A 22,045-nucleotide genomic window follows, 5' to 3' on the forward strand; every position below is an offset into this window, starting at 1 on the left:
ATGGCCGGACACACCCGCAACGAGATCACCATCGCCGCTCCGCTCGACCTGGTCTGGGACATGACCAACGACCTGGAGAACTGGCCTCAGCTGTTCAGCGAGTACGCGTCCGTCGAGGTCCTGAAGCGTGAGGGCCGCAAGACGACGTTCCGGCTCACCATGCACCCGGACGACAACGGCACCGTGTGGAGCTGGGTCTCCGAGCGCGAGCCGGACCGCGAGAACCGCACCGTGCGGGCCCGCCGCGTGGAGACGGGCCCCTTCGCCCACATGGACATCCACTGGGCCTACGAGGAGGTGCCCGCCGGTACCCGGATGGTGTGGACGCAGGACTTCGCCATGAAGCCCGAGGCGCCGGTCGACGACGACTGGATGACCGACAACATCAACCGCAACTCCAAGGTCCAGATGGCGCTCATCCGGGACAAGATCCAGCAGGCCGCCGGGGACCGCCCCGCCCCGGCCCTGGCCGACTGACCGGCGAACGGGAGATGAGGACACCTGCCATGCACCAGGGACTGATCGTGGCCCGGATGGCACCGGGCTCGGCCCAGGACATCGCCAAGATCTTCGCGGAGTCGGACCGGGGCGAGCTGCCGCACCTCGTCGGAGTGCGCCGCCGCAGTCTGTTCCAGTTCGGCGATGTGTACATGCACCTCGTCGAGTCGGACAGCGACCCGGCCCCGGCCATCGCCAAGGTGGCCGGCCACCCGGAGTTCCGCGGGATCAGCGAGCGCCTGTCGGCGTACGTCAGCGCGTACGACCCGGAGACCTGGCGCTCCCCGAAGGACGCGATGGCGGAGCGCTTCTACGTCTGGGAGCGCGACTGACCGTCCGGCTCCCTCGAGGGAAGACCACCGGCCGCCGGGCCCGCAGCGTCGCGGGCCCGGCGGCCGGTTTTCGGGTGCCTGTCTCCGGTCAGCCGGCGACGTGGCACTCGAAGGCGTGCAGGTACGGGTTGACCGGACGGATGTCGTCCACGACCAGGCCCGCCGAGGTGAGCCGGCCGACCATGGACTCGGTGGTGTGCTTGGCTCCGCCGACGTTGAGCAGGAGCAGCAGGTCCATGGCGGTGCTGAAGCGCATCGAGGGGGTGTCGTCGACGAGGTTCTCGATGACGACGACGCGGGTGCCGGGGCCGCCCGCGGCGACGACGTTGCCGAGCAGCCGGGCGGTGCTCTCGTCGTCCCACTCCAGGATGTTCTTGATGACGTAGACGTCGGCCTTCACCGGGACCGAGGCGCGCACGTCGCCGGGCACGATCTCGGCGCGGTCGGCGAGGTCGCCGTCGCGCAGGCGGGGCAGGGCGTTCTCGACCACGCGGGGCAGGTCCAGCAGGCTGCCGCGCATCGTCGGGTACTTGTCCAGCAGGCAGGCCACCACATGGCCCTGGCCGCCACCGAGGTCCGCCACCGAGGAGGCGCCGGACAGGTCGAGCAGGGCGGCGACCTCGCGGGCCGACTGCTCGCTGGAGCGGGTCATGGCCTGGTTGAAGACGTCCGCGGACTCGGGGGCGTCCTCGTTGAGGTAGGTGAAGAACTCCTTGCCGTACAGGGACTCCACGACGTTGTCGCCGGTGCGCACGGCCTCGTCCAGCCGGGGCCAGGCGTCCCAGGTCCACGGCTCGGTGCACCACAGGGCGATGGCGCGGAGGCTGTTGGGGTCGTCCTCGCGCAGCAGGCGGGACATGTCGGTGTGCGCGAAGGTGCCGTCCGGCTGCTCGGCGAAGACGCCGTAGCAGGACAGGGCGCGCAGCAGCCGGCGCAGCGGCTTGGGCTCGGTCTTCACCGAGGCCGCCAGGTCCTGCACGGGCTTCGGGTCGTCACCGAGGGCGTCGGCGACGCCGAGCCGGGCGGCGGCCCGGACGGCGGCGGCGCAGGCCGCCCCGAACACCAGCTCGCGCAGGCGCATGGGGGGCGGTGGGGCTGTCTCAGCGGTCGTCATCTGCCGCCCTTTCTCGTTCTTCGGCCTTCTTCGGTCATCGATGGGCAGCGGGCGGGCGGTCAGCACAGGCCCGCGGGCTTCGAGGCCCGGCAGGAGTTGCGCTCGAAGGTGTTGCCCTTGCCCGTGTCGGTGTTCACGAGGTCCGCGGGGGCGTTGGCCGACAGCGTGTTGCCGTCGACGCGGTTGTCCTGGCCGGTGGCGCCGACCATGCTCTTGAAGAGCACGATGCCGCCGGAGAGCGGGGACTTGCCGGCGTTGCCGCGCACGTGGTTGCCGGTCACGCGGGTCTGCTCGACGCCGGTCAGCACGATGCCGGAGCCCTGGAGGGCGGGCAGGCGCTCGGTCTTCGGGCAGGACTTGTTGTTCTGCGAGACGCGGTTGCGGGCGACGGTCAGGTGACCGGCCTTCGGGGTGTTCTCGTCGCCGACGACGAAGACACCGGCGCAGTTGCCGCTGATGCCGTTGTCCGAGACGGTCAGGTTGCGCAGCCGGCGGACGGTGACGCCGATGCGGTTGTCCTGGAGGCGGTTGTGCTCGACGAGGGTCCGTCCGGCGTCGTACGCGCCCGCCTCCTCCTTGATGGTGTTGGCGAGGAAGAGTCCGGCGTCGCCGTTGCGCTCGGCGACGTTCTCGCGGAACACGCCGCCCGTGGAGCGCTCCTGGGCGATGCCCCAGGTGTCGTTGTCGACGGCGTGCACGTGGCGGACCGTCATGCGGTCGGTCGCCATGCCGAAGACGCCGGCGCGGGTGAAGCCGGTGACGGTGAGGTCGGCGACGGTGACGCCCTCGATGTTCCTGGCCTTGGTGCCGAGGACGCAGATGCCGTTGCCGTTCTGGGCGCAGGTGTTGGCGTCCTTGCCGGTCTTGACGGCGGCGGGCTTGACGATCGTGCGGGCGCCCGCGCCGCGCAGTGTGATGCGGTCCGTGCCGATCTGCACGCTCTCGTGGTAGGTACCGGGGAGCACCAGCACGGTGTCCCCGGCCCGCGCGGTGTCGACGGCCTTCTGAATCGACTCGCCCGGACGGACCACGAGGGTCTGGTGAGCAGCGGCCGCGGGGACCGCCCCCACACCCGCGCTCACGAGGACCGCGGTGCAGGCGAGATACGCGAGGTGACATCTCTTCATACCGCGTACGGTATGACCGGTTGATCCGGTATTCCGCGCGATGGTCCGTCCGGGGGCGTGTCTGTCAGAGGGTGCCCGCCGGCAGCCGGGGCGCATGACCGGAGTTCCCGGGCGGCCTCACGCGTGGCTGTCACCCGATCGGCGGCCCGGGCCGACCGGCCGCTCGCCAGGCGCCCGGCGCATCCGGCCGCCCATACTGGCGGATGTGAGCCGGGTCGGCGGAGTGCGACGAGGGTTCCGGGCGGTGGTGGCCTATGTGCGGTCCGCGCCCGGGACCTATGTGTGGCTCGCCGTCTTGTTTGTCACCACTGTGGCTCTGCATCACATGTCGCCGGAGTTCGAGAAGGAGTTCCTGCGGCAGCGGTCCACCAATATCCATGAGTTGTCGCAGAACCCGGTGCGGGTGTTGATCACGAGTGGGATGTGGATCGACGGGGGGCACTGGCTGCCGTATGTGGTCGCGTACAGCGTGTTTCACGCGCAGGCGGAGCGGTGGCTCGGGACGGCTCGGTGGGTGGTGGTGTGTGTGGCCGCGCATGTGCTGGCCACGCTGATCAGTGAGCTGGCGCTGCTCAGGGCCATAAACGACGGGCATGCTCCGGCCTCGGCCGTCAACACGCTGGACATCGGGGTGAGTTACGCCCTCGCGGGGGTGATGGGCGTACTGACGTACCGGATCGCGGCGCCCTGGCGGTACCCGTACCTCGCCGTGCTGCTCGCCGTCTACACCGTCCCCCTCGTCGAGGGCCGGACCTTCACCGACGTGGGGCACGCCCTGGCCGCGCTGATCGGGCTGGCCTGTTATCCGCTGGTGCGGGACCGGGGGAGTACGTGGCATCCGTTCCGGACCCCGGCCGCGCCGTCGGGCTGACTACGCTGCCGGGCATGATCCGTACCGCGCGCCCCGACGACGTCCCCGTCATTCACACGATGATCCGCGAGCTGGCCGAGTACGAGAAGGAGCCCGACGAGGCACGGGCCACCGAGGAGCAGGTGCGTGAGGCGCTGTTCGGCGAGCGCCCGGCGGTGTACGCGCACCTCGCGGTGGACGACGCCACCGGCGAGCCCGCCGGCTTCGCGCTGTGGTTCCTGAACTTCTCCACCTGGCGCGGCGTGCACGGCGTCTACCTGGAGGACCTGTACGTCCGCCCCACCGCACGCGGCGGCGGCCACGGCCGCGCCCTGCTCACCGAGCTGGCCCGGATCTGCGCCGAGCGCGGCTACGAGCGTCTGGAGTGGTCGGTGCTGAACTGGAACCAGCCCGCCATCGGCTTCTACGAGAAGCTCGGCGCCCGCCCGCAGGACGAGTGGACGGTCTACCGGCTCACCGACGAGGCACTGGCAGACCTGGCCCGCTCAGCCGACTGACTCCCGCACCTGCGCCGCGGCCGGCACCCCGTGCCGCGGCGGCTTCGCCGTGACCATCAGCCCCGCCACCACGGCGGCCAGCAGCATGACCGCGGCCGCCCACCAGATGGCCACCGTGTAGCCGTGCACCACGCCCGCCGGGACCACGGTGGCCCGGTCGGCCGGACTGCGCAGGTGGGCGGTGACATAGGCGGCGGCGCTGGTGGTGGCGATGGTGTTGAGCAGGGCCGTACCGATGGAGCCGCCGACCTGCTGGGCGGTGTTGACGGTGGCCGAGGTGACCCCGGAGTCGCGCGGGGCGACCCCGGCCGTGGCGGTGGCGAACACCGGCATGAAGGTGAGGCCCATGCCGAGCCCGAGCAGCAGCAGCGCGGGCAGTAGCTCCGAGCTGTACGAGGAGTGCACCGTCATCCGCGTGAGCAGCAGCAGGCCACCGGTGGCCAGCAGCGCGCCGGGCACCATGAGCAGACGCGGCGCCACCCGGTTCAGCAGCCGCGCCGATATCTGGGTCGAGCCGATGATGATCGCGGCGGTCAGCGGCAGGAAGCCGAGGCCCGCCCGGACCGGGGAGTAGCCGAGGATGATCTGCAGGTAGTAGGTCATGAACAGGAACAGCCCGAACATGCCGATCACCGCGAGCAGCATGGTGAGGAAGCACCCCGCGCGGTTCCGGTCCCGCACGATGTGCAGCGGCAGCAACGGGTCCGGCGCCCGGTTCTGCCACCACACGAACACCGCGAGCAGCGCGATCCCGGCCGCGAACAGCGCCAGCACCAGCGGATCGGTCCAGCCGCGCGGCTCGGCCTCGCTGAACCCGTAGACGATGGCCACCAGCCCGCCGCAGCCGAGCACCGCGCCGGGCACGTCGAGCCGCGCGGTGCCGCCGTGGCCGGGCCGGTCGTGCAGCAGGGCGAAGGCGCCGAGGACGGCGATGACCGCGATCGGCACGTTGACGTACAGGCACCAGCGCCAGTTCAGGTACTCCGTGAGCAGCCCGCCCAGGATGAACCCGATCGCCGAGCCGCTGCCCGCGAGGGCGCCGTAGATCCCGAACGCCTTGCCGCGTTCGCGCGGGTCGGTGAACGTCGTGGTCAGCAGGGACAGCGCGGACGGCGCGAGCAGGGCCGCGAACACGCCCTGGAGCGCGCGGGCGCCGAAGAGCATCCCGGAACTGCCCGCCGCGCCGCCCAGCGCGGAGGCCAGGGCGAAGCCGATCAGCCCGATGACGAAGGTGCGTTTACGCCCCACCAGGTCCGCGATCCGCCCGCCCAGCAGCAGAAGCCCGCCGAAGGCCAGGGTGTAGGCCGTGATCACCCACTGCCGGTTGCCGTCGGACATGTGCAGGGCGTGCTGGGCGGAGGGAAGGGCGATGTTCACGATCGTCGCGTCCAGGACCACCATCAACTGGGCCAGCGCGATCACGACAAGGCCCCACCAGCGGTGGGGATCGGTTGCCTCGGCTCCGGCGGGGACCGGACCGCGTTCACCCGTTCGGCCGATGCTCATCTGGCCAGAAGACCATGGATCGGGGCGTGTCGCATCCGCGTCGAAGGGCCCGCGCCGCTGGGCGCCGTAACGGTTCTTCATGGTTCGAGCACCACCTTCCCGACCGTGCCGCGCGTCTGGAGCGCCCGGTGGGCGGCGGCCGCCTCGGCGAGCGGGAACCGGGTGACGGCCGGGCGCAGCCGTCCCGCCGCCGCCTCGGCGAGGGCCCGCTCCTCCAGGGCGCGCAGGCCGCCGCCGCGCCGGAGCATCTCCGGTCCGAGCACGGACTCGGAGACCCCGTCCACGAAGTGGCCCCGGGCGCCCTCCCCGATGCCCTCGGCGGACCAGCCGAAGACCAGGTGCCGGCCGCCCGGCCCGAGCAGGGCGACGGCCTCGCGGGCGACCTCGCCGCCGACCCCGTCGTAGACGAGCGTGGCGGCGCGTCCGCCGAGGGCCGCGCGGACCTCGGCGGGCCAGTCGGGGCGGGTGTAGTCGACGGCGAGGCCGGCGCCGTTCGCGCGTACCAGCGCGGTCTTCTCGGCGCCGCCCGCCAGGCCGACGACCGTCGCTCCCGCGTTCCGGGCGTGCTGCACGAGCAGGGTGCCGATGCCTCCGGCCGCCGCCGGTACGACCACCACGGACTCCGGTCCCGGTTCCGCGAACCCCGCGATGCCGAGCGCGGTGCGGCCGGTGCCGATCATGGCGACGGCCTCGGCGAACCCCAGGCCCTCCGGGACCGGGTGCGCCCGGGTCGCGTCGGTGACGGCGAGTTCGGCGTACCCGCCGGGTGCGAAGCCGAGGTGGGCGACGACCCGTCTGCCGAGCCAGCCCGCGTCCACGCCCTCCCCGAGCGCGTCCACCACCCCGGCGACCTCCCGGCCGGGCACGGTCGGCAGCGCGGGCCGCTCGGGCGACGGGCCCCGCCGGCCCTCCCGCAGGGCTGTGTCCAGCAGGTGCACCCCGGCCGCCGCGACCGCGATCCGCACCTGGCCGGGGCCGGGGGAGGGGTCGTCGGTCTTCTCGTACGTCAGGTTCTCGGCCGGCCCGAAGGCGTACAGACGGACGGCGTGCATGGGACCCCCAGGGTTTTACGTCTCTCCGCTTACGGAGGCCCACTCTTCGACCTCAACGGCACTTGAGGTCAAGGCGGTGTCAGTGCCGGGGTGCAGCATGGGCGCATGGCGATGAGGCGGAGCACGGGTACGGGCGGCAGCACGGCGGTACGGGGCGCGCGGCGCCCGGAGCTCAGGCTGCCGCCCCTGACCCCCTGGGCGGACGCGGAACTTGAGCGGGACGGGGACTACGACGGGCTGGAGTTCCAGGAGGTCGACCTGTCGGGGCAGCATGGCGGGGGCGCCCGCTTCATGGACTGCGCGCTCACCGGCTGCGTACTGGACGAGACCGGGCTCGGGCGGGCCCGGGTGCTGGACTCGGTGCTCGACGGGGTGCGAGGGGTGGGTACCCAGTTGGCCGAGGCCACGTTCCGGGACGTGGAGTTCCGCTCGCCCCGGCTCGGCGGCGCCCAGCTGCACGGGGCGGTGCTGGAGCGGGTCGTGGTGCGCGGGGGCAAGCTCGACTTCCTCAACCTGCGGGAGGCGCGGCTGAAGGACGTGGTCTTCGAGTCCTGCGTGCTGGTGGAGCCCGACTTCGGCGGGGCCAAGCTGGAGCGGGTGGAGTTCGTCGACTGCGCCCTGAAGTCCGCCGACCTCTCCCGCGCCACGCTGAAGGACGTCGACCTGCGGGGGGTCGCTCCGCTGGAGATCACCCGCGGGCTGGACCGGCTGTCGGGCGCGCTGATCGGCACCGGGCAGTTGCTGGACCTCGCCCCGCTGCTGGCCGCGGAGCTGGGGATCAGGGTGGAGGGGTGACGGGAATTACGAAATACGGGGGTAGCGGGCCTGGAGGGTCCAGATCGCGGGGTTCTCGGCGAGGTCCTCGTGCATGTCGGTCAGGTCCGCGATGACGTCGTGCAGGAAGTCGCGGGCCTCGCGGCGGAACTCGGCGTGCGAGAAGCTCAGCGGGGGTTCCTCGGCGGGCATCCAGTCCGACTCGATGTCCACCCAGCCGAAGCGGCGCTCGAACAGCATGCGGTCGGTGGACTCGGTGAAGTCCAGCTCCGCGCGCTGCGGGCGGGCGGCACGCGAGCCCATCGGGTCCTTGTCCAACTGCTCCGCGATGTCGCACAGCGCCCACGCGAAGTCCAGTACCGGCACCCATCCCCAGGCTGTGGACAACTCCCGGTCCGACTTGGTGTCGGCGAGGTAGACGTCCCCGCAGAACAGGTCGTGCCGCAACGCCCGGACGTCCGCCCGGCGGTAGTCCGTCTGCGGGGGGTCCGGAAAGCGGTTGGAAAGGGCGTAGCCGATGTCGAGCACGTCAGATGGTCCCACGGCCGCGGGTCAGCATGCGTGCTCGGCCAGCAGTCGGCCCAGGTCCGGCGGCCATACCGGTTCGGCGGGAGCGGCCAGTCCGGCGGGGGTCCACCAGCGGCCGCCCAGGATGCCCTCGGCGGAGTGGGTGGCGTGGGCGGAGGCGGTGGGTTCCCTGCGGGGGCCGGGGGTGACGTAGATGTGCTCGTGCTGGCGGACCGGGACGCCGGCGCGGGTGAAGTCGTGTTCCCAGGTGCACAGCAGGGGGCCGGGGGCGAGGTCGGTCCAGCCGGTCTCCTCGGCCAGCTCCCGTGCGGCGCCCTCGCGGGGGGTCTCGCCGGGTTCGAGGCCGCCGCCGGGGAGGGCCCAGTGCACGCCGACCTCGGAGTTGTCGTACCGGAAGAGGAACACGGCGCCCTCCGGGTCGACCACGGCGGTACGGGCGGCCTGCCTCGGGGTGCGGAGCACCTTGCGCAGGACTGTGCAGGGGCGGTTCAGGGCGCGGTCTCGGCGGTGGTCCAGGGGTTCGTAGCCGAGGGACTTCCAGAAGGCCAGGCCCGTGTGGTTGCCGTCCAGGACGGCGAGGCGGACCGCCTGGCGGCCGGCCGCGCGGAAGCGGGCCTCGGTCAGTTCGGCGGCCCGGCGCCCGTAGCCCCGGCCCTGCTGGGCCGCGTCGACCAGCAGCAGGCCGATCCACGGGTCGGGGTCGGCCGGGTCGGGGTGACGGGCCAGCGTGTTCACCACCGCGACCAGCCGGCCCTCCACCCGGGCGAGCAGCACCTCCCCGTCTGGGTGGGCCAGTTCGGCCGCGATCGCGTCCGCGACCTGCTCGGGCCGGATGTCCGCCGGGTCCGGAAAGTCCCCGCTCGGCGCGTGGAACGCCCGCTGGGAGCCGTACAGCGCGGTCAGCTCGGCGAGCAGCGGTGCGGGGAGGATGCCCCCGGCGGGCACGGGTTCGAGGATCACGCGGGGCACGCTGACGCGTGCGCTCGCTTCAGCCGGGGGAATTCCGCGACCGGCCCCGGGGCAGACCCGGAGCCGGCGGCAGGCGGTCTCAGACGTTGACGCCGAAGTCCTGGGCGATGCCGACCAGGCCGGAGGCGTAACCCTGGCCCACGGCGCGGAACTTCCACTCGGCGCCGTTGCGGTACAGCTCGCCGAAGACCATGGCGGTCTCGGTGGCCGCGTCCTCGGAGAGGTCGTAGCGGGCGATCTCGGCGCCGCCCGCCTGGTTGACGATGCGGATGTAGGCGTTGCGGACCTGGCCGAAGTTCTGGCCGCGGTTCTCGGCGTCGTAGATGGAGACCGGGAAGACGATCTTCTCGACGTCGGCCGGGAGGGCGGCCAGGTTGACGTTGATCGCCTCGTCGTCGCCCGCGCCCTCGCCCGTGCGGTTGTCACCGGTGTGGACGATGGAGCTGTCCGGCGTCTGCTTGTTGTTGAAGAAGACGAAGTGCTGGTCGGAGTAGACCTTGCCCTGGCCGTTGACCGCGATGGCGGAGGCGTCCAGGTCGAAGTCCGTGCCGGTGGTGGTGCGGACGTCCCAGCCGAGGCCCACGGTGACGGCCGTCAGGCCCGGAGCCTCCTTGGTGAGCGAGACGTTGCCACCCTTGGACAGGCTTACAGCCATGATTGGGAGTCCCTTCCCTTTTGGGTATCTGTGCCGACGAAGCTACGTCACCGGGTAGAACGGCGGGAGGGGTGCCTCAGGTTCCGCCCCGCTTTACCTTTTTTACCGAGCTGATCCCGCGCAGGCGGCAGGCGCGCCGGAAATCGGGGTGACTCGGGGTGCCCGGAGCCGGGAACATGGGACACATGTCCGGGCCCTATCTCATCCGTGGCTCGGTCTCGCTCCCCGAGGCCGAGCTGACCTGGCGTTTCTCGCGGTCTTCCGGGCCCGGGGGCCAGCACGTCAACACCAGCGACTCCCAGGTGGAGCTGCGCTTCGACCTCGCCCGCACCGAGGCCCTGCCCCCGGTGTGGAAGGAACGCGCGCTGGAACGCCTGGCCGGGCGGCTGGTGGACGGTGTGATCGTCGTACGGTCCTCCGAGCACCGCTCCCAGTGGCGCAACCGCGAGACCGCCGCCGTACGCCTCGCCGCCCTCCTCGCCGAGGCCACCGCACCCCCGCCCAAGCCCCGCCGCCCCACCCGCATCCCCCGCGGCATCAACGAACGCCGCCTGCGCGAGAAGAAGCAGCGCGCGGACACCAAGCGCGGCCGCTCGGGCCGGGACTGGGGTTAGGTCAGGTCGAGCACGCCGACGGTCTGACCGCCGCTGGTCTCATCCGTCGTACGGAACCCCAGCCGCCGGTAGAACTCGCCCGGCCCGTCCGTGCCGGGATGCCAGGTGACGTACAGCTCCCCGCACCCGCGCCGCCGCAGCTCCGCCGCGACCGACTCCACGGCGAACCGCCCGTACCCCTTCCCCTGTTGCCCCGCGTCGACGTTCAGCCGCCACAGCCCGGAGCGCCGCACGCTCCCGCCGTCCGCGCGCCAGTCGATGTCCAGAAAGGCCATCAGGAAGCCGACGGCCTTGTCCCCGTCGAGGATCAGCCGCGGCCACGCCACCCCGGCGGGGCGCACGTACGCCTCGGCCAGTGAGTGCGAGACGGGTTCGACGGCGTGCTCCTGATCGGGCCGCACCCGGATGGCCAGAGCGGTTTCCAGGTTCGCGGGTGTGACCTCGGCAAGACGGAGTGACATGCGCGCACCCTAGGGCGGGCGATCCACCGGACGCCCCCTATTTATGTGCCTCAGCCCAAGTGCCGGTACCGCCCCCGGTAGTACAGCAGCGGCCCGCCCTCCGCGCTCGGTACCCGGGCCGTCAGGACGCGGCCGATGACCAGGGTGTGGTCGCCGGCCTCGACGCGCTGCTCGGTGCGGCACTCCAGGGTGGCGAGGGCGTCGGAGACCAGGGGGGCGCCCGTGGCCTCGCCGCGGTCACAGGGGAGGTCGGCGAAGAGGAGACGGTCGCTGATGCGGCCCTTCATGGCGAAGCGGCCCGCGATCTGCCGCTGGTGTTCGGCGAGGACGGAGACCGCCCAGAGCGGCTGTTCGTCCAGCAGGTCGTCCATGCGGGAGTCGGTGCGCAGGCTGACCAGCACCAGCGGCGGGTCCAGCGAGACCGACATGAAGGCGGTGGCCGTCATGCCCGCGTCCTCGCCGCCCGGCGCGTACGGGTCGTCGGGGTCCAGCGGCGGTTCCTGCGCGGTCACCAGGACCACGCCCGCGGCCAGCCGGGACATGGCGGCCCTGAACTCGTCGTCGCTCACCCCCTCAGCATGCACAGAAGCAGCCGCGGCGGTGGGGGAGGGAGGGTTCAGCACGCCGGAAACGCTAGTCGGCCGCCCGCGCTCACCGCATCGGGCCTCCGGCGTAACCCGGACCTAGGACCAAAGGACCGGACCTGTGGCAGAAGGTCCCACCCCGGAACGGCCAGCGGCATATGCGCAACTTCGCATCCTTTGCGATCGGAGAACGCGACGGGAAAGTGCGGAAACTGCACTCAATTGTTCAAGTTCTTCTGTGACTTGAGTCACAAGGAGTACGGAATTGTTGACCCTGTGTACCGAGTGAGCAGCGCGCTGTGATTCAGTGGCGGAAAGCCTGTGACTGCAGGGGGAGGGCGAGCATGGAGACCGATCAGGAGCCGTACGTCCCTCTGACGTCACTGCGTCAGCTTCACCAGGTCATGGCCGAGATGAACACCGCGCGCAGCCAGGCCGACACCCTCCAGATCGTCGCCGACGGCGCGGTCGGCGCCCTCGGCTACGAGATGGCCTGCGTGAACCTCGTACGCCCCGACGGCGATCTGGTCGTCGCCGCCGTCTCCGGCAACTCCGCCGCCGAGGCCCTCATCACCGGCCGCACCGGCTCCCGCGAGTCCTGGGACCGCCGCCTGGGCATGGGCGAACTCTGGGGCGACCTGGTGTTCATACCCCACACCGAGGGCTGGGTCCTGGACGACGACGACGTCCCCCAGTGGTACACCGACGGCCCCCCGCCGAGCTTCCCCGAGGAGTGGCACCCCGGCGACCGGCTCTTCGCCCCGATGTACGCCCCCGGTGCCCAGGGCGGCGCCCGCGGCGGACTGCTCGGCGTCATATCCGTCGACCGCCCCCTCACCGGCCGCCGCCCCGGCGCCTGGGGCCGCGAGGCGCTCCAGATGTACGCCTTCCAGGCCGCCATCGCCATCAGCAACGCCCACCTCCGCGCCAACATGCAGCGCGCCCTGGTCCGCCTGGAGCGTGACCAGCAGGCCCTGCGCGCCAGTGAGGAATCCTTCCGCCAGGCGTTCGAGTACGCCCCCTCCGGTATGGCCATCGCCGAGATGGGCGGCGACCAGCACGGCCGCATCCTGCGCACAAACGACGCCCTGTGCCGGCTGCTGGGCCGGCCCGCCTCCGCGATGCGCCGTTACTCCTTCTCCGACCTCGTCCACCCCGAGGACATCGGCACCCTGATGCGCACCTCCGCCGAGGGCGGCCGGGCCGAGCTACGGCTCGCCCGGCGCGACGGCAGCTATGTATGGGTGTCGCTGCGCAACTCCGTGGTCGCGGACGCGGCCGACGGCCCGCGCTTCCTGCTCACCCACGTCGAGGACATAGAGGAGCGCAAGCGCCGCGAGCTCCAACTCGCCCACCGCGCCTCCCACGACTCGCTGACCGGGCTGCCCAACTCCGCCGAGCTGCGCTCCCGGCTCGCCGCCCGGCTGTGCCGCCGCCCGGCCCACCTCGACGCCCTGGACTCCCTGGACGCCGCCTACGGCCACCCGGCCGGGTCCGGGGACCCGCACGGCTTCGACTTCGCGCCGGGTGCGGAGGCGTACGACGCCTTCGACCACCATGTGCACACCGTCGCCCCCGAGCAGGGCCCGGACGACGGCACCAAGGGGCTCGCGGTCCTCTTCTGCGACCTCGACGGCTTCAAGTCGATCAACGACCGCTTCGGGCACAACGCGGGCGACGCGGTCCTCATCGAGGTGGCCCGCCGGCTCAGCGCGGGCCTGCGCGACGGCGACACCGTGGCCCGGCTCGGCGGCGACGAGTTCGTGATCCTCGCCGACGGCCTCGGCCAGGCCGACGCCGCCGACCTCGCGGCGCGGCTGCGCAACGAGATCATCCAGCCGATCCGGGCCGAGGGCCGGGCGGTCCGGGTGGGCGCCAGCTTCGGCATCGGCTGGGCGCACTGCGGGATGACGGCCGACGAAGTGCTGAAGTCCGCCGACGAGCGGATGTACGTTGAGAAACGATCTCGTCCCAAACAGCATCGGCGTGCCGGGTGAAACGCAGGTCAGTGCGCTGACAGCGCCGGGCTCCGCGCTTCGGGCGCCCGTTCGGGGGTCCCCCGTCCGAGCGAATCGGGGTGTGCGGGAGGGTAGGCTCGCCATTCCAACCCCGTACCCCGCCCGCCCGCACTTGTTGAGGAGTACCCAGGGATGACGCCCGGCGACAACGGCGCGAGCAAGCCCGAGGAAGACGACCCGTTCGGCTACCTGTACGCCGACGGCCAGGCCCGGGGGGCCCAGCCGCCGTCGAGCGGTTACGGCTATCCCAACGCGGTCAACAGGGTGCGCGCGGTCGGTGAGCGCAAGTACGGCCAGCCGCAGCAGGCCGCCCCGCAGCAGCAGGGCGGCTACGGGCAGACGACCGCCCACTACCAGGCGCCGGAGACGATGCCCGGCGGTGCTCCCACCTCCCGGCAGGCGATGCACGGTGGCGGTGGCGGCGGGCGGCGGGGGCCGAACACCAAGGGTCTGCTGATCGGCGCCATCGCGGTGGTCGCGGCGGTCGTCATCGGCATCAGCATCGCGATGCTCAACGGCAACTCCGACGACGACAAGGACGGCAACCAGGCGGACGCGTCCCCGACCCAGTCGCAGGATGCCCCGCCGAGCCCGAAGGCGACCAGCACCAGCGAGGCCGGCGAGCTGCCGAAGGCGGACGCGGTCGACGACGCGGTGCAGCTCGCGGGCGGTGCCGCCCCGGCCTCCGACGTCAAGGGCGCGAAGTCGGCGGGCGGCTCCTACGTGGGCGGCCTGAACCAGGTCGGCGCGTCGGTGACCTGGACGGTGGACGTACCGAAGCCGGGCAAGTACACGCTGAACGTCAACTACGGCGTGCCGGGCAAGGACGCCAACACCACCCTGACGATCAACGGCACCTCGCAGAACCGGCCGCTGAACATGTCCAACTTCGCCCACGCCCCCGAGGGCGACTGGGAGCGCGGCTGGACCCACACGTGGGCGAACCTTCAGCTCCAGAAGGGCTCGAACACGATCAGCATCTCGTGCGGCAGCGGCAACCAGTGCGACGTCAACCTGGACCAGTTCTGGCTGGAGAAGGGCTGGCGGAACTAGCCGGTCAAGGCTCTTACGCCGCCGATTCCTCGTCCGTCACCGTGGCCTGTCCCAGCAGCCGCTCATAGTCCGCCGGGTCGAACTCCCCGGCCGTGGGCGCCAGTACGGCCGCTGCCGAGAGGGCGGTGGCGCGGGTCAGGCGGGCGGGCCAGGGGAGGCCGTCGACCAGGCCCGACAGCACGCCCGCGACCGCCGCGTCGCCCGCGCCGGTCGGGTTGCCGCGCAGGCGGGCGGGCGGGGCGGCGCGCCAGTGGCCCTCCGGGGTCGCGGCCAGCAGACCGTCCGGGCCCAGGGAGGCGACGACCGCCTGGGCGCCCCGGCGGCGGGCGTCGCGGGTCGCGCGGGCCGGCTCGTGGGAACCGGTGAGTTCGGCCAGCTCCAGGGCGTTGGGCTTGACGATGTCGGGCCGGGCCGCGATCCCGCGCCGCAGCGGCTCCCCGCCCGTGTCCAGCAGCACCGGCACCCCGGCCGACCGGGCCAGCCGTATCAGCCCCGCGTACGCGCCCACCGGCACACCCGGCGGCAGGCTGCCGCAGAGGGCGACCGCCGAGGCGTCCGCGAGCAGAGTGTCGTAGGTGCGCAGGAAGGCGGCCCACTCGGCGGCGCCGATGTGCGGGCCGGGCTCGTTCAACTGGGTGGTGTCACCGGTGAGTCGGTCCACCACGGCGACCGTGCGGCGGGTCGCCCCGGCGACCGGAACCAGCGCGTCGGTGATCCCCGGCGTGGACGCGAGCCTCTCGCGCAGCACCTGGCCGGTCGGGCCGCCCGCGAAGCCGGTGACCGTCACCCCGTATCCGAGCGCGGCGAGCACGCGGGCCACGTTGACGCCCTTGCCGCCGGGCCGTTCCACGACCTCCGACACCCGGTGCTCGGCGTGCGGCCGCAGCGACGTCACGCGGTACGTGATGTCGAGAGCGGTGTTCAGCGTGACCGTCAGGATCACCCGGTCCGACCTCCCTCGATGTCCGTACGCCTCGGTTTCCGGGGGCCTGATCATGCCAAAGAGACGGCGTCCGGCCCAGTTGGGGAACGGACGCCGTCTCTTGAAGCCGGGTACGGATCAGGGCAGTTGGGGCGTGATCACCCATTCACCCCGGCGCATGACGCCCTTGAGCGCGAAGTCGCCGTCCAGCAGCACGAGGTCGGCGTCCTTGCCGGGCTCCAGCGAGCCGACCCGGTCCGCCATGCCGAGCAGCCGGGCCGGGTTGGCCGAGAGTGCCTTGACCACGTCCGTGACCGGGAGCCCGTCCACGGTGACCGCCCGCTGGAAGGCGCGGTCCAGGGTCAGCGTGGAGCCCGCGATGGAACCGCCCTCCACCAGCCGGGCCACGCCGTCGCGTACCTCGACCTCCAGCGGGCCGAGCAGGTAGCGGCCGTCGCCCGAGCCCGCCGCGTCCATCGCGTCGGTGATGAAGGCGACCCGGCCGGCCCCCGCGTGGTGGAACGCCAACTGGAGTGCGGCCGGGTGCAGATGGGTGCCGTCGTTGATCAGCTCGACGGTGATCCGCCCGTCCTCCAGCAGCGCGGTGATCGGGCCGGGGTCGCGGTGGCCGATCGGGGGCATCGCGTTGAAGAGGTGGGTGGCGACGGTGGCGCCCGCGTCGATGGCGGCGACCGTCTGCTCGTAGCTCGCGTCGGTGTGCCCGACGGCCGCGATCACGCCCTGCTCGGCGAGAAGCCGTACGGAGTCCAGGCCGCCCGGCAGCTCGGTGGCGAGGGTGACCATCTTCGCGTGGCCGCGCGCCGCGTCGACCAGCTTGCGGACCTCGGCCGGGTCCGGGTCGCGCAGCAGCGCCTCGGAGTGCGCGCCCTTGCGGCACGGGGAGATGAACGGGCCTTCGAAGTGGACGCCCGCGATGTCACCCTGCTCGGCCAGCTCGGCCAGCAGCCCGGCCTGGCGGGCCAGTACGTCCAGGTCGTCGGTGACGGTGGACGCGACCAGCGTGGTGGTGCCGTGCTCGCGGTGCGTGCGGACGGCGGTGAGCGCGTCCTCGGCGCTGCCGGAGAAGGCCGCTCCGCCGCCGCCGTGGTTGTGCAGGTCGACGAAGCCGGGGACCACCCAGTGGCCGGTCACGTCGAGCACGTCGGCGCCCTCGGGCGCGCGCTCCGCGATCCGGTGGCCGTCGACGGCGATCCGCCCGCCGGGCACCTCGCCGGTGGGCAGCACCACGGTGCCGCCGGTGAGCACCAGCGGCCGGCCGGCCGGTGCGCTGTTGTCGGCCATCAGGTGCGTACCTCCGTGGTCTGGGGGATGGTCTCGAGCAGGTCCTGGGCCAGCAGCGCCGCGCCCAGGCAGCCGGCGCCGTCGCCGAGGGCGGCCGGGACGAGGGCGGGCGCGCTCTGGAAGGTGATCCGGCGCTCGATGGCCGCGCCGAGCGGCCGGAACAGCACGTCACCGGCCTCGGCGAGGCCGCCGCCGACGATCAGTGTGCCGGGGTCGAGCAGGGTGAGCGCGGTGACGAGGCCGTCCGCGAGCGCGTCGACCGCCTCGGTCCAGACGCGGGCCGCGTCCGGGTCCCCGGCGGCGACGGCCCGCGCGCAGTCGGCGGCGTCCGCGTCCGCGCGGCCGCTCGCCTTCGCCCAGGCGGTGCCGACGGCGGCGGCGGAGGCGTACCGCTCCAGGCAGCCGGTCTGGCCGCACGGGCAGGGCTCGCCGCCGGGGCGTACGACGATGTGGCCGATCTCCCCGGCGAAGCCGTTCGCGCCCGCCTCGACGCCGCCGGCCAGGCCGATCGCCCCGGCGATCCCGGTGCCCAGCGCGACGAACAGGAAACGGCCGGTGCCCCGGCCGGCCCCGGCGCGGCCCTCGGCGAGGCCGCCGGTGCGCACGTCGTGGCCGAGGGCGACGGGCATGCCGAGCCGCTCGGTGAGCAGGGCGCGCAGCGGTACGTCGCGCCAGCCGAGGTTGGCCGAGTACAGCGCGGTGCCGCGCGCCTCGTCGACGGTGCCGGGGACGGCCACGCCGGCCGCGAGCGCGGGGGCGCCGAGGCGCGCGGCGCCGTGCGCGCGCAGGTCGGCGGCGAAGGCGAGGAGGTTCTCGACGACCGCTCCGGGACCGCTCTCGCGGCCCGTCGCGCGGCGGGCGCGGTGCAGCACCGCGCCGTCCTCGCCGACGAGCGCGGCCTTCATCGAGGTACCGCCCACGTCCAGGGCGATGACATGTCTCACCGGCCCAGTGTGACCCGCCGACCCGCGAGAGGTCTAGTCCACTTACGTGGTGTAGACCTTATGCGTTCGAGATCGAATGGTCTGACCAAGGGGATAGGGGCTTTGAGGGTGCGTCGGCGTACGGCAGGAACGATCGCGGTGGTGTCCGCACTGGGCATGACGGCGATGCTCGGCGGCTGCGGGAGCACGGGCTCCTCCGACACGACCCTCAAGCTGGTGGCCGCCGACTACGGCGACTCCGCCGCCAACAGCTCCAAGAAGTACTGGGCCGCGCTGGTCGACGCGTACGAGGCGAAGCACCCCGATGTGAAGGTCCAGGTCAGCGTCTACTCCTGGAACGACGTCGACGCCAAGGTCAAGGAGATGGTCGACTCCGGGAACGCGCCCGACATGGCCCAGATCGGCGGGTACGCCGACTACGCGGCCGCCGGGAAGCTGTACCCGATGTCCGACACGCTCTCCATCGGCACCCAGGCCGACTTCGAGCCGCAGCTCGCCGCCGCGGGGGACTGGAACCACACGCCGTACGCGATGCCGTTCGCGGCCTCGACGCGCGTGCTCTTCTACAACAAGTCGCTCTTCCAGCAGGCCGGCATCACCCCGCCCACCACCTGGGACGAGCTGGCCTCCGACGCCGAGGCGCTCAAGGCCAAGGGCGTGAAGTACCCCTTCGCGCTGCCGCTCGGCCCGGAGGAGGCGCAGGCCGAGACCATGCAGTGGCTGCTCAGCGGCGGCAGCGGCTACACCGACGACATCGGCACGTACACGATCGACTCCGCGGTGAACGGCGAGACGTTCACCTGGCTCAAGGACGACCTGGTGGGCAAGGGGCTCACCGGTCCGGTCGCCCCCGGCCGGCTCAACCGGGCCGCCGCGTTCGCCGCGTTCGCGGACGGGCAGGTCGGCATGCTCAACGGGCACCCCACGCTGATCCGGCAGGCCGAGGCGAAGGGCGTGAAGTTCGGCATGGTCCCGATGCCGGGCCGCACCGGACGGGCGCGGGCCGCGATGGGCGTCACCGACTGGATGCTGGCCTTCAAGCAGAACGGCCACGCCCGCCAGATCGGCAGCTTCCTCGACTTCGTGTACGAGCAGAAGAACGTCCTCGACTTCTCCCGCAAGTACGGTCTGCTGCCCGTCACCACCTCCGCCTCCGAGGCGATGAGCCAGTCGGACGCGAAGACCGACGTACCCCTGCACGCCTTCCTGGAGCAGTTGCCGACCGCCGAGCAGTACCCGGTGAACAAGACCTCCTGGGCCGCCGTCAGCGCGGCCGTGAAGAAGGACATCGGGCAGGCGGTCTCCCCGGACGGCAGCCCCGCGGGCGTGCTGACCCGGCTCCAGGCCGCCGCCACCGCCGCCGACAGCACGGCGCAGTCCCAGGGCTGAGCCCGCTGTCAGGGGTCGGGGTTACGGTTGCCGACATGGAACTCGGCAGCCGTGAGAAGTCGATCCTCGCGCTGGAGCGCCGGGGCTTTCCCGGCCCCGGCGCGAAGGAGCGCGCCATCCGCGAGCAGCTCGGTCTCGCCCCGGTCCGCTACTACCAGCTCCTCAACGCCCTGCTGGACGACGAGCGCGCCCTCCGGCACGACCCGGTGACGGTCAACCGGCTGCGCCGGGTCCGCGAGGCGAGAAGGTCGGAACGCTGAGGCGTGAGGGCGGCCCGGCGCGGATAGTGTCGCCCTATGGGCAACCCTGACAACACCGCCGAGGACAGTGCGCTGCCGGTTCCGGTGACCCAGGCGGGCCGCGACGGTCTGCGGGCACTGCTTGAGCGGCCGCGTACCGCCGTGATCGGCCTGGACTTCGACGGCACGCTGGCCCCCATCGTCGCCGACCCCGACCAGGCCCGCGCCCACCCCGGCGCGGTGCCCGCGCTGGCGGCGCTCGCGCCGAAGGTGGCCTCCGTCGCCGTGGTCACCGGCCGCCCGGCCGGGGTCGCGGTCCGCAACGGCGGCTTCGCCGGGGTCCCCGGCCTGGAGCACCTCGTCGTCCTCGGCCACTACGGCGCCGAGCGCTGGGACGCCGCCACCGGCACCGTCACCGCGCCCGCCCCGCATCCCGGCATCGCCGCGGTCCGCGCGGAACTCCCCGGCGTCCTGGACCGGGCCGGTGCCTGGCCCGGCACCTGGATCGAGGAGAAGGGCCGCGCGGTCGCCGTCCACACCCGCCGTGCCGAGGACCCCGAAGCCGCCTTCGAAACCCTCCGCGCCCCCCTCACCGACCTCGCCACCCGCCACGGCCTCATCGTCGAGCCCGGCCGCCTCGTCCTCGAACTCCGCCCGCCCGGCATGGACAAGGGCGTGGCCCTCCTGGACCACCTCCGCACCACACGCGCCGAATCCGTCCTCTACGCCGGCGACGACCTCGGCGACCTCCCCGCCTTCGCGGCCCTGGAAAAACTCCGCTCCGAGGGCACCCCGTCCCTCCTGGTGTGCAGCGGCAGCACCGAGGTGACGGAGCTGGCGGAGCGGGCCGACCTGGTGGTGGACGGCCCGGCGGGTGTGGTGGACTTGCTCGGAAAATTGGCGGCGCACCTCGGCTGAAGCCGAAGGTCACCGGGCGACGTGGGGCCCGCCGCACGGCGCGACCCGGTCACGACGACGGTCTGCCGCGCGCGGCGGTCGGTACGGGTGCCGTGCTGGTGACCGCCGCGCTGTTCGGCTTCCTGGCCGACCGCAACCGGCTCGCCGCCCGGGCCGGGGCCGGTCTCACCACCGCCCTGGGCATCGGCTGGCTGGCCTGTCACTGAGCAGACCGCCGGCCGATGCGTCGGCTCAGCCCCGCAGTGCGTTCAACTGCTCCAGGAACCACTTGGCCGGGGGGAGGGCCGTCGCCGCGTCGGAGAGGTGCTTGGAGCGTTCGGCGCGGACCGGGTCGGGGAGGGTCAGGGCCTCGTGGAGGGCCTCCGCCGTGCCGACGATGTCGTACGGGTTGACCGTGATGGCGTGCTCGGACAACTCCTCGTACGCGCCCGCCTCGCGGGAGAGGACCAGGGCCACGCCCTCGTCGGAGACGACCGGGACCTCCTTGGCGACGAGGTTCATGCCGTCGCGGATGGGGTTCACGAGGGCTACGTCGGCGAGGCGGTAGGCGGCCAGGGAGCGGGCGAAGTCGTCGTCGAGGTGAAGGAGGACCGGCGTCCACGTGGGGGTGCCGTACTCGGAGTTGATCTGCTCCGTCACCCGGCGGACCTCTTCCATGTAGGAGCGGTACAGGGCGAGGTCCTGGCGGGAGGGGTAGGCGAAGGCGACGTGGACCACGCGTTCGCGCCACTCGGGGTGGTCCTCCAGGAGGCGCCGGTACGCCAGCAGCCCGCGCACGATGTTCTTGGACAGCTCGGTACGGTCCACCCGGACGATCGTCCGGCGCCCCTCGCCGATCTCCTCCCGCAGCAGAGCCATCCGCTCGTCCACGTCCGCCCGGTGCGCCCGCTCCCGCAGGAACTCCGCGTCCGCGCCCAGACCGTGCACCCCGATCTCCGTACCCGACGGGATGCCCGGACCCAGGACCGCGTGACAGCAGTCGGTGAACGCGTCCGCCCAGCGCCGGGTCAGGAAGGCCGCCCGGTCCGCGCCCAGGATGCCGGTGAGCAGCTCGGCCGCGATGTCGTCCGGGAGCAGGCGGAAGTAGTCCGGCGGCGCCCAAGGGGTGTGCGAGAAGTGGCCGATGCGCAGGTCGGGCCGGAGCTTGCGCAGCATCCGGGGGGCCAGCGCCAGGTGGTAGTCCTGGATCAGCACCGCCGCCCCCGGCGCCGCCTCCTCGGCCAGGGCCTCCGCGAACGCCTGGTTGTAGGCGCGGTAGGCGTCCCACTGCCGGCGGAACTCCGCGTCGAACACCGGCTCCAGCGGCGTCTGGTACAGCATGTGGTGCACGAACCACAGCGCCGAGTTGGCGATCCCGTTGTACGCGTCGGCGTAGACCTCCGCGTCGATGTCCAGCATCCGCACCCGCTGCCCGCCGGTGTCCTCGGCGGGGAGCAGTGCGCCGTCCGCGCGCCGCACCGCCTCCCGGTCGCCGTCCCCGAGCGCGGCGCACACCCACACCGCGTCCGTGTCCGGACCGATCGCCGACAGCCCCGAGACGAGACCGCCGCCGCCCCGGCGGGAGCTCAGCTCACCGTCCGGACCGACCGTGTACGAAACCGGGCCGCGATTGGACGCGACCAGCACCTCAGCACCCTGCGTAGCCATGGCCTCAACCTAGCCCGGCCCACAAATGCTC

At 72.6% G+C, this 22,045-nt stretch carries 24 protein-coding genes; 11 read left to right on the plus strand and 13 right to left on the minus strand.

Annotated elements, in window-relative coordinates; all coding sequences use genetic code 11:
* Entirely contained in the window at positions 1 to 477 is a 477-nt protein-coding gene (locus tag OG448_RS16985) for an SRPBCC family protein (RefSeq protein ID WP_399570659.1), read from the plus strand.
* A gap of 29 nt (positions 478 to 506) precedes the next feature.
* Positions 507 to 830, plus strand: coding sequence for a TcmI family type II polyketide cyclase (locus OG448_RS16990; protein ID WP_030804500.1), 324 nt, complete (start codon positions 507 to 509; stop codon positions 828 to 830).
* Positions 831 to 918: 88 nt separating this feature from the next.
* On the opposite strand, the gene OG448_RS16995 is transcribed toward OG448_RS16990, so the two are convergent.
* Together OG448_RS16995 and OG448_RS17000 are read right to left on the minus strand one after the other, a co-directional pair.
* The gene (locus OG448_RS16995) at positions 919 to 1,944 is read right to left on the minus strand and encodes a methyltransferase (RefSeq protein WP_405554783.1); all 1,026 of its coding nucleotides are present in this window, start codon (positions 1,942 to 1,944) and stop codon (positions 919 to 921) included.
* Positions 1,945 to 2,003: 59 nt separating this feature from the next.
* Complete coding sequence (locus OG448_RS17000) at positions 2,004 to 3,071, minus strand: nitrous oxide reductase family maturation protein NosD (protein WP_405554785.1); 1,068 nt, start codon at positions 3,069 to 3,071, stop codon at positions 2,004 to 2,006.
* Between the two features lie 244 nt (positions 3,072 to 3,315).
* Here OG448_RS17000 and OG448_RS17005 point away from each other — a divergent pair, with 244 nt between their 5' ends.
* Positions 3,316 to 3,942: a rhomboid-like protein gene (locus OG448_RS17005; protein ID WP_405558829.1), complete on the plus strand. Its 627-nt coding sequence runs from the start codon at positions 3,316 to 3,318 to the stop codon at positions 3,940 to 3,942.
* A 14-nt stretch (positions 3,943 to 3,956) separates the two neighbouring features.
* Positions 3,957 to 4,439, plus strand: coding sequence for a GNAT family N-acetyltransferase (locus tag OG448_RS17010; RefSeq protein WP_405554787.1), 483 nt, complete (start codon positions 3,957 to 3,959; stop codon positions 4,437 to 4,439).
* On the opposite strand, the gene OG448_RS17015 is transcribed toward OG448_RS17010, so the two are convergent.
* Together OG448_RS17015 and OG448_RS17020 are read right to left on the minus strand one after the other, a co-directional pair.
* Entirely contained in the window at positions 4,428 to 5,945 is a 1,518-nt protein-coding gene (locus tag OG448_RS17015; protein WP_405554789.1) for a DHA2 family efflux MFS transporter permease subunit, read from the minus strand. The two genes, OG448_RS17010 and OG448_RS17015, sit on opposite strands and share 12 nt — an antisense overlap.
* 77 nt (positions 5,946 to 6,022) lie before the next feature.
* Positions 6,023 to 6,997 carry a zinc-binding dehydrogenase gene (locus OG448_RS17020; RefSeq protein ID WP_405554791.1) on the minus strand — a complete coding sequence of 325 codons (975 nt, stop codon included), beginning with the start codon at positions 6,995 to 6,997 and terminating at the stop codon, positions 6,023 to 6,025.
* Positions 6,998 to 7,102: 105 nt separating this feature from the next.
* Here OG448_RS17020 and OG448_RS17025 point away from each other — a divergent pair, with 105 nt between their 5' ends.
* Positions 7,103 to 7,792, plus strand: coding sequence for a pentapeptide repeat-containing protein (locus OG448_RS17025; protein WP_405554793.1), 690 nt, complete (start codon positions 7,103 to 7,105; stop codon positions 7,790 to 7,792).
* Positions 7,793 to 7,798: 6 nt separating this feature from the next.
* Here the strand turns inward: OG448_RS17025 and OG448_RS17030 are convergent, their stop codons facing one another.
* From OG448_RS17030 to OG448_RS17040, 3 genes are all read right to left on the minus strand, one after another.
* Positions 7,799 to 8,299, minus strand: coding sequence for a hypothetical protein (locus OG448_RS17030; protein WP_030804532.1), 501 nt, complete (start codon positions 8,297 to 8,299; stop codon positions 7,799 to 7,801).
* Positions 8,300 to 8,323: 24 nt separating this feature from the next.
* Positions 8,324 to 9,259, minus strand: coding sequence for a GNAT family N-acetyltransferase (locus OG448_RS17035; protein WP_405554794.1), 936 nt, complete (start codon positions 9,257 to 9,259; stop codon positions 8,324 to 8,326).
* An 88-nt stretch (positions 9,260 to 9,347) separates the two neighbouring features.
* Complete coding sequence (locus OG448_RS17040; RefSeq protein ID WP_030804536.1) at positions 9,348 to 9,923, minus strand: TerD family protein; 576 nt, start codon at positions 9,921 to 9,923, stop codon at positions 9,348 to 9,350.
* 185 nt (positions 9,924 to 10,108) lie between these two features.
* On the opposite strand from OG448_RS17040, the gene arfB reads away from it, so the two are divergent.
* The gene (arfB, locus tag OG448_RS17045; protein ID WP_030804538.1) at positions 10,109 to 10,537 is read left to right on the plus strand and encodes an alternative ribosome rescue aminoacyl-tRNA hydrolase ArfB; all 429 of its coding nucleotides are present in this window, start codon (positions 10,109 to 10,111) and stop codon (positions 10,535 to 10,537) included.
* On the opposite strand, the gene OG448_RS17050 is transcribed toward arfB, so the two are convergent.
* Together OG448_RS17050 and OG448_RS17055 are read right to left on the minus strand one after the other, a co-directional pair.
* Entirely contained in the window at positions 10,534 to 10,998 is a 465-nt protein-coding gene (locus tag OG448_RS17050) for a GNAT family N-acetyltransferase (protein ID WP_405554797.1), read from the minus strand. The genes arfB and OG448_RS17050 overlap by 4 nt on opposite strands.
* 50 nt (positions 10,999 to 11,048) lie before the next feature.
* Positions 11,049 to 11,621: a flavin reductase family protein gene (locus tag OG448_RS17055; RefSeq protein ID WP_405554799.1), complete on the minus strand. Its 573-nt coding sequence runs from the start codon at positions 11,619 to 11,621 to the stop codon at positions 11,049 to 11,051.
* A gap of 305 nt (positions 11,622 to 11,926) precedes the next feature.
* On the opposite strand from OG448_RS17055, the gene cdgB reads away from it, so the two are divergent.
* Together cdgB and OG448_RS17065 are read left to right on the plus strand one after the other, a co-directional pair.
* Positions 11,927 to 13,579 (plus strand): diguanylate cyclase CdgB, encoded by a 1,653-nt coding sequence (gene cdgB, locus OG448_RS17060; protein ID WP_405554800.1) that lies wholly within the window; start codon positions 11,927 to 11,929, stop codon positions 13,577 to 13,579.
* Positions 13,580 to 13,732: 153 nt separating this feature from the next.
* Complete coding sequence (locus OG448_RS17065; RefSeq protein WP_405554802.1) at positions 13,733 to 14,653, plus strand: CBM35 domain-containing protein; 921 nt, start codon at positions 13,733 to 13,735, stop codon at positions 14,651 to 14,653.
* A 13-nt stretch (positions 14,654 to 14,666) separates the two neighbouring features.
* Here OG448_RS17065 and OG448_RS17070 read toward each other — a convergent pair whose 3' ends face one another.
* The 3 genes from OG448_RS17070 to OG448_RS17080 form a co-directional block, all read right to left on the minus strand.
* Entirely contained in the window at positions 14,667 to 15,596 is a 930-nt protein-coding gene (locus tag OG448_RS17070; RefSeq protein WP_405554804.1) for a 1-phosphofructokinase family hexose kinase, read from the minus strand.
* 117 nt (positions 15,597 to 15,713) lie between these two features.
* On the minus strand, positions 15,714 to 16,877 hold the full coding sequence (nagA, locus tag OG448_RS17075) for an N-acetylglucosamine-6-phosphate deacetylase (RefSeq protein ID WP_405554806.1): 1,164 nt from the start codon (positions 16,875 to 16,877) through the stop codon (positions 15,714 to 15,716).
* Positions 16,877 to 17,821, minus strand: coding sequence for an ROK family protein (locus OG448_RS17080; protein ID WP_405554808.1), 945 nt, complete (start codon positions 17,819 to 17,821; stop codon positions 16,877 to 16,879). The genes nagA and OG448_RS17080 overlap by 1 nt, the downstream gene beginning before the upstream one ends.
* A 138-nt stretch (positions 17,822 to 17,959) precedes the next feature.
* Here OG448_RS17080 and OG448_RS17085 point away from each other — a divergent pair, with 138 nt between their 5' ends.
* The 3 genes from OG448_RS17085 to otsB are packed head-to-tail and all read left to right on the plus strand — an operon-like array spanning position 17,960 to position 20,367.
* A complete protein-coding gene (locus OG448_RS17085) occupies positions 17,960 to 19,210 on the plus strand; it encodes an ABC transporter substrate-binding protein (RefSeq protein ID WP_405554810.1) in 1,251 nt (416 codons plus the stop codon).
* A 35-nt stretch (positions 19,211 to 19,245) separates the two neighbouring features.
* On the plus strand, positions 19,246 to 19,470 hold the full coding sequence (locus tag OG448_RS17090) for a DUF3263 domain-containing protein (RefSeq protein WP_405554812.1): 225 nt from the start codon (positions 19,246 to 19,248) through the stop codon (positions 19,468 to 19,470).
* A 36-nt stretch (positions 19,471 to 19,506) separates the two neighbouring features.
* Positions 19,507 to 20,367 (plus strand): trehalose-phosphatase, encoded by an 861-nt coding sequence (otsB, locus tag OG448_RS17095; protein WP_405554814.1) that lies wholly within the window; start codon positions 19,507 to 19,509, stop codon positions 20,365 to 20,367.
* A gap of 231 nt (positions 20,368 to 20,598) precedes the next feature.
* Here otsB and OG448_RS17100 read toward each other — a convergent pair whose 3' ends face one another.
* Positions 20,599 to 22,014, minus strand: a complete 1,416-nt coding sequence (locus OG448_RS17100; protein ID WP_405554816.1) for a trehalose-6-phosphate synthase — start codon at positions 22,012 to 22,014, stop codon at positions 20,599 to 20,601.
* Positions 22,015 to 22,045: the final 31 nt, after the last annotated feature.

The sequence above is a fragment of the Streptomyces sp. NBC_01171 genome, from assembly GCF_045039805.1.
Classification (GTDB): domain Bacteria; phylum Actinomycetota; class Actinomycetes; order Streptomycetales; family Streptomycetaceae; genus Streptomyces.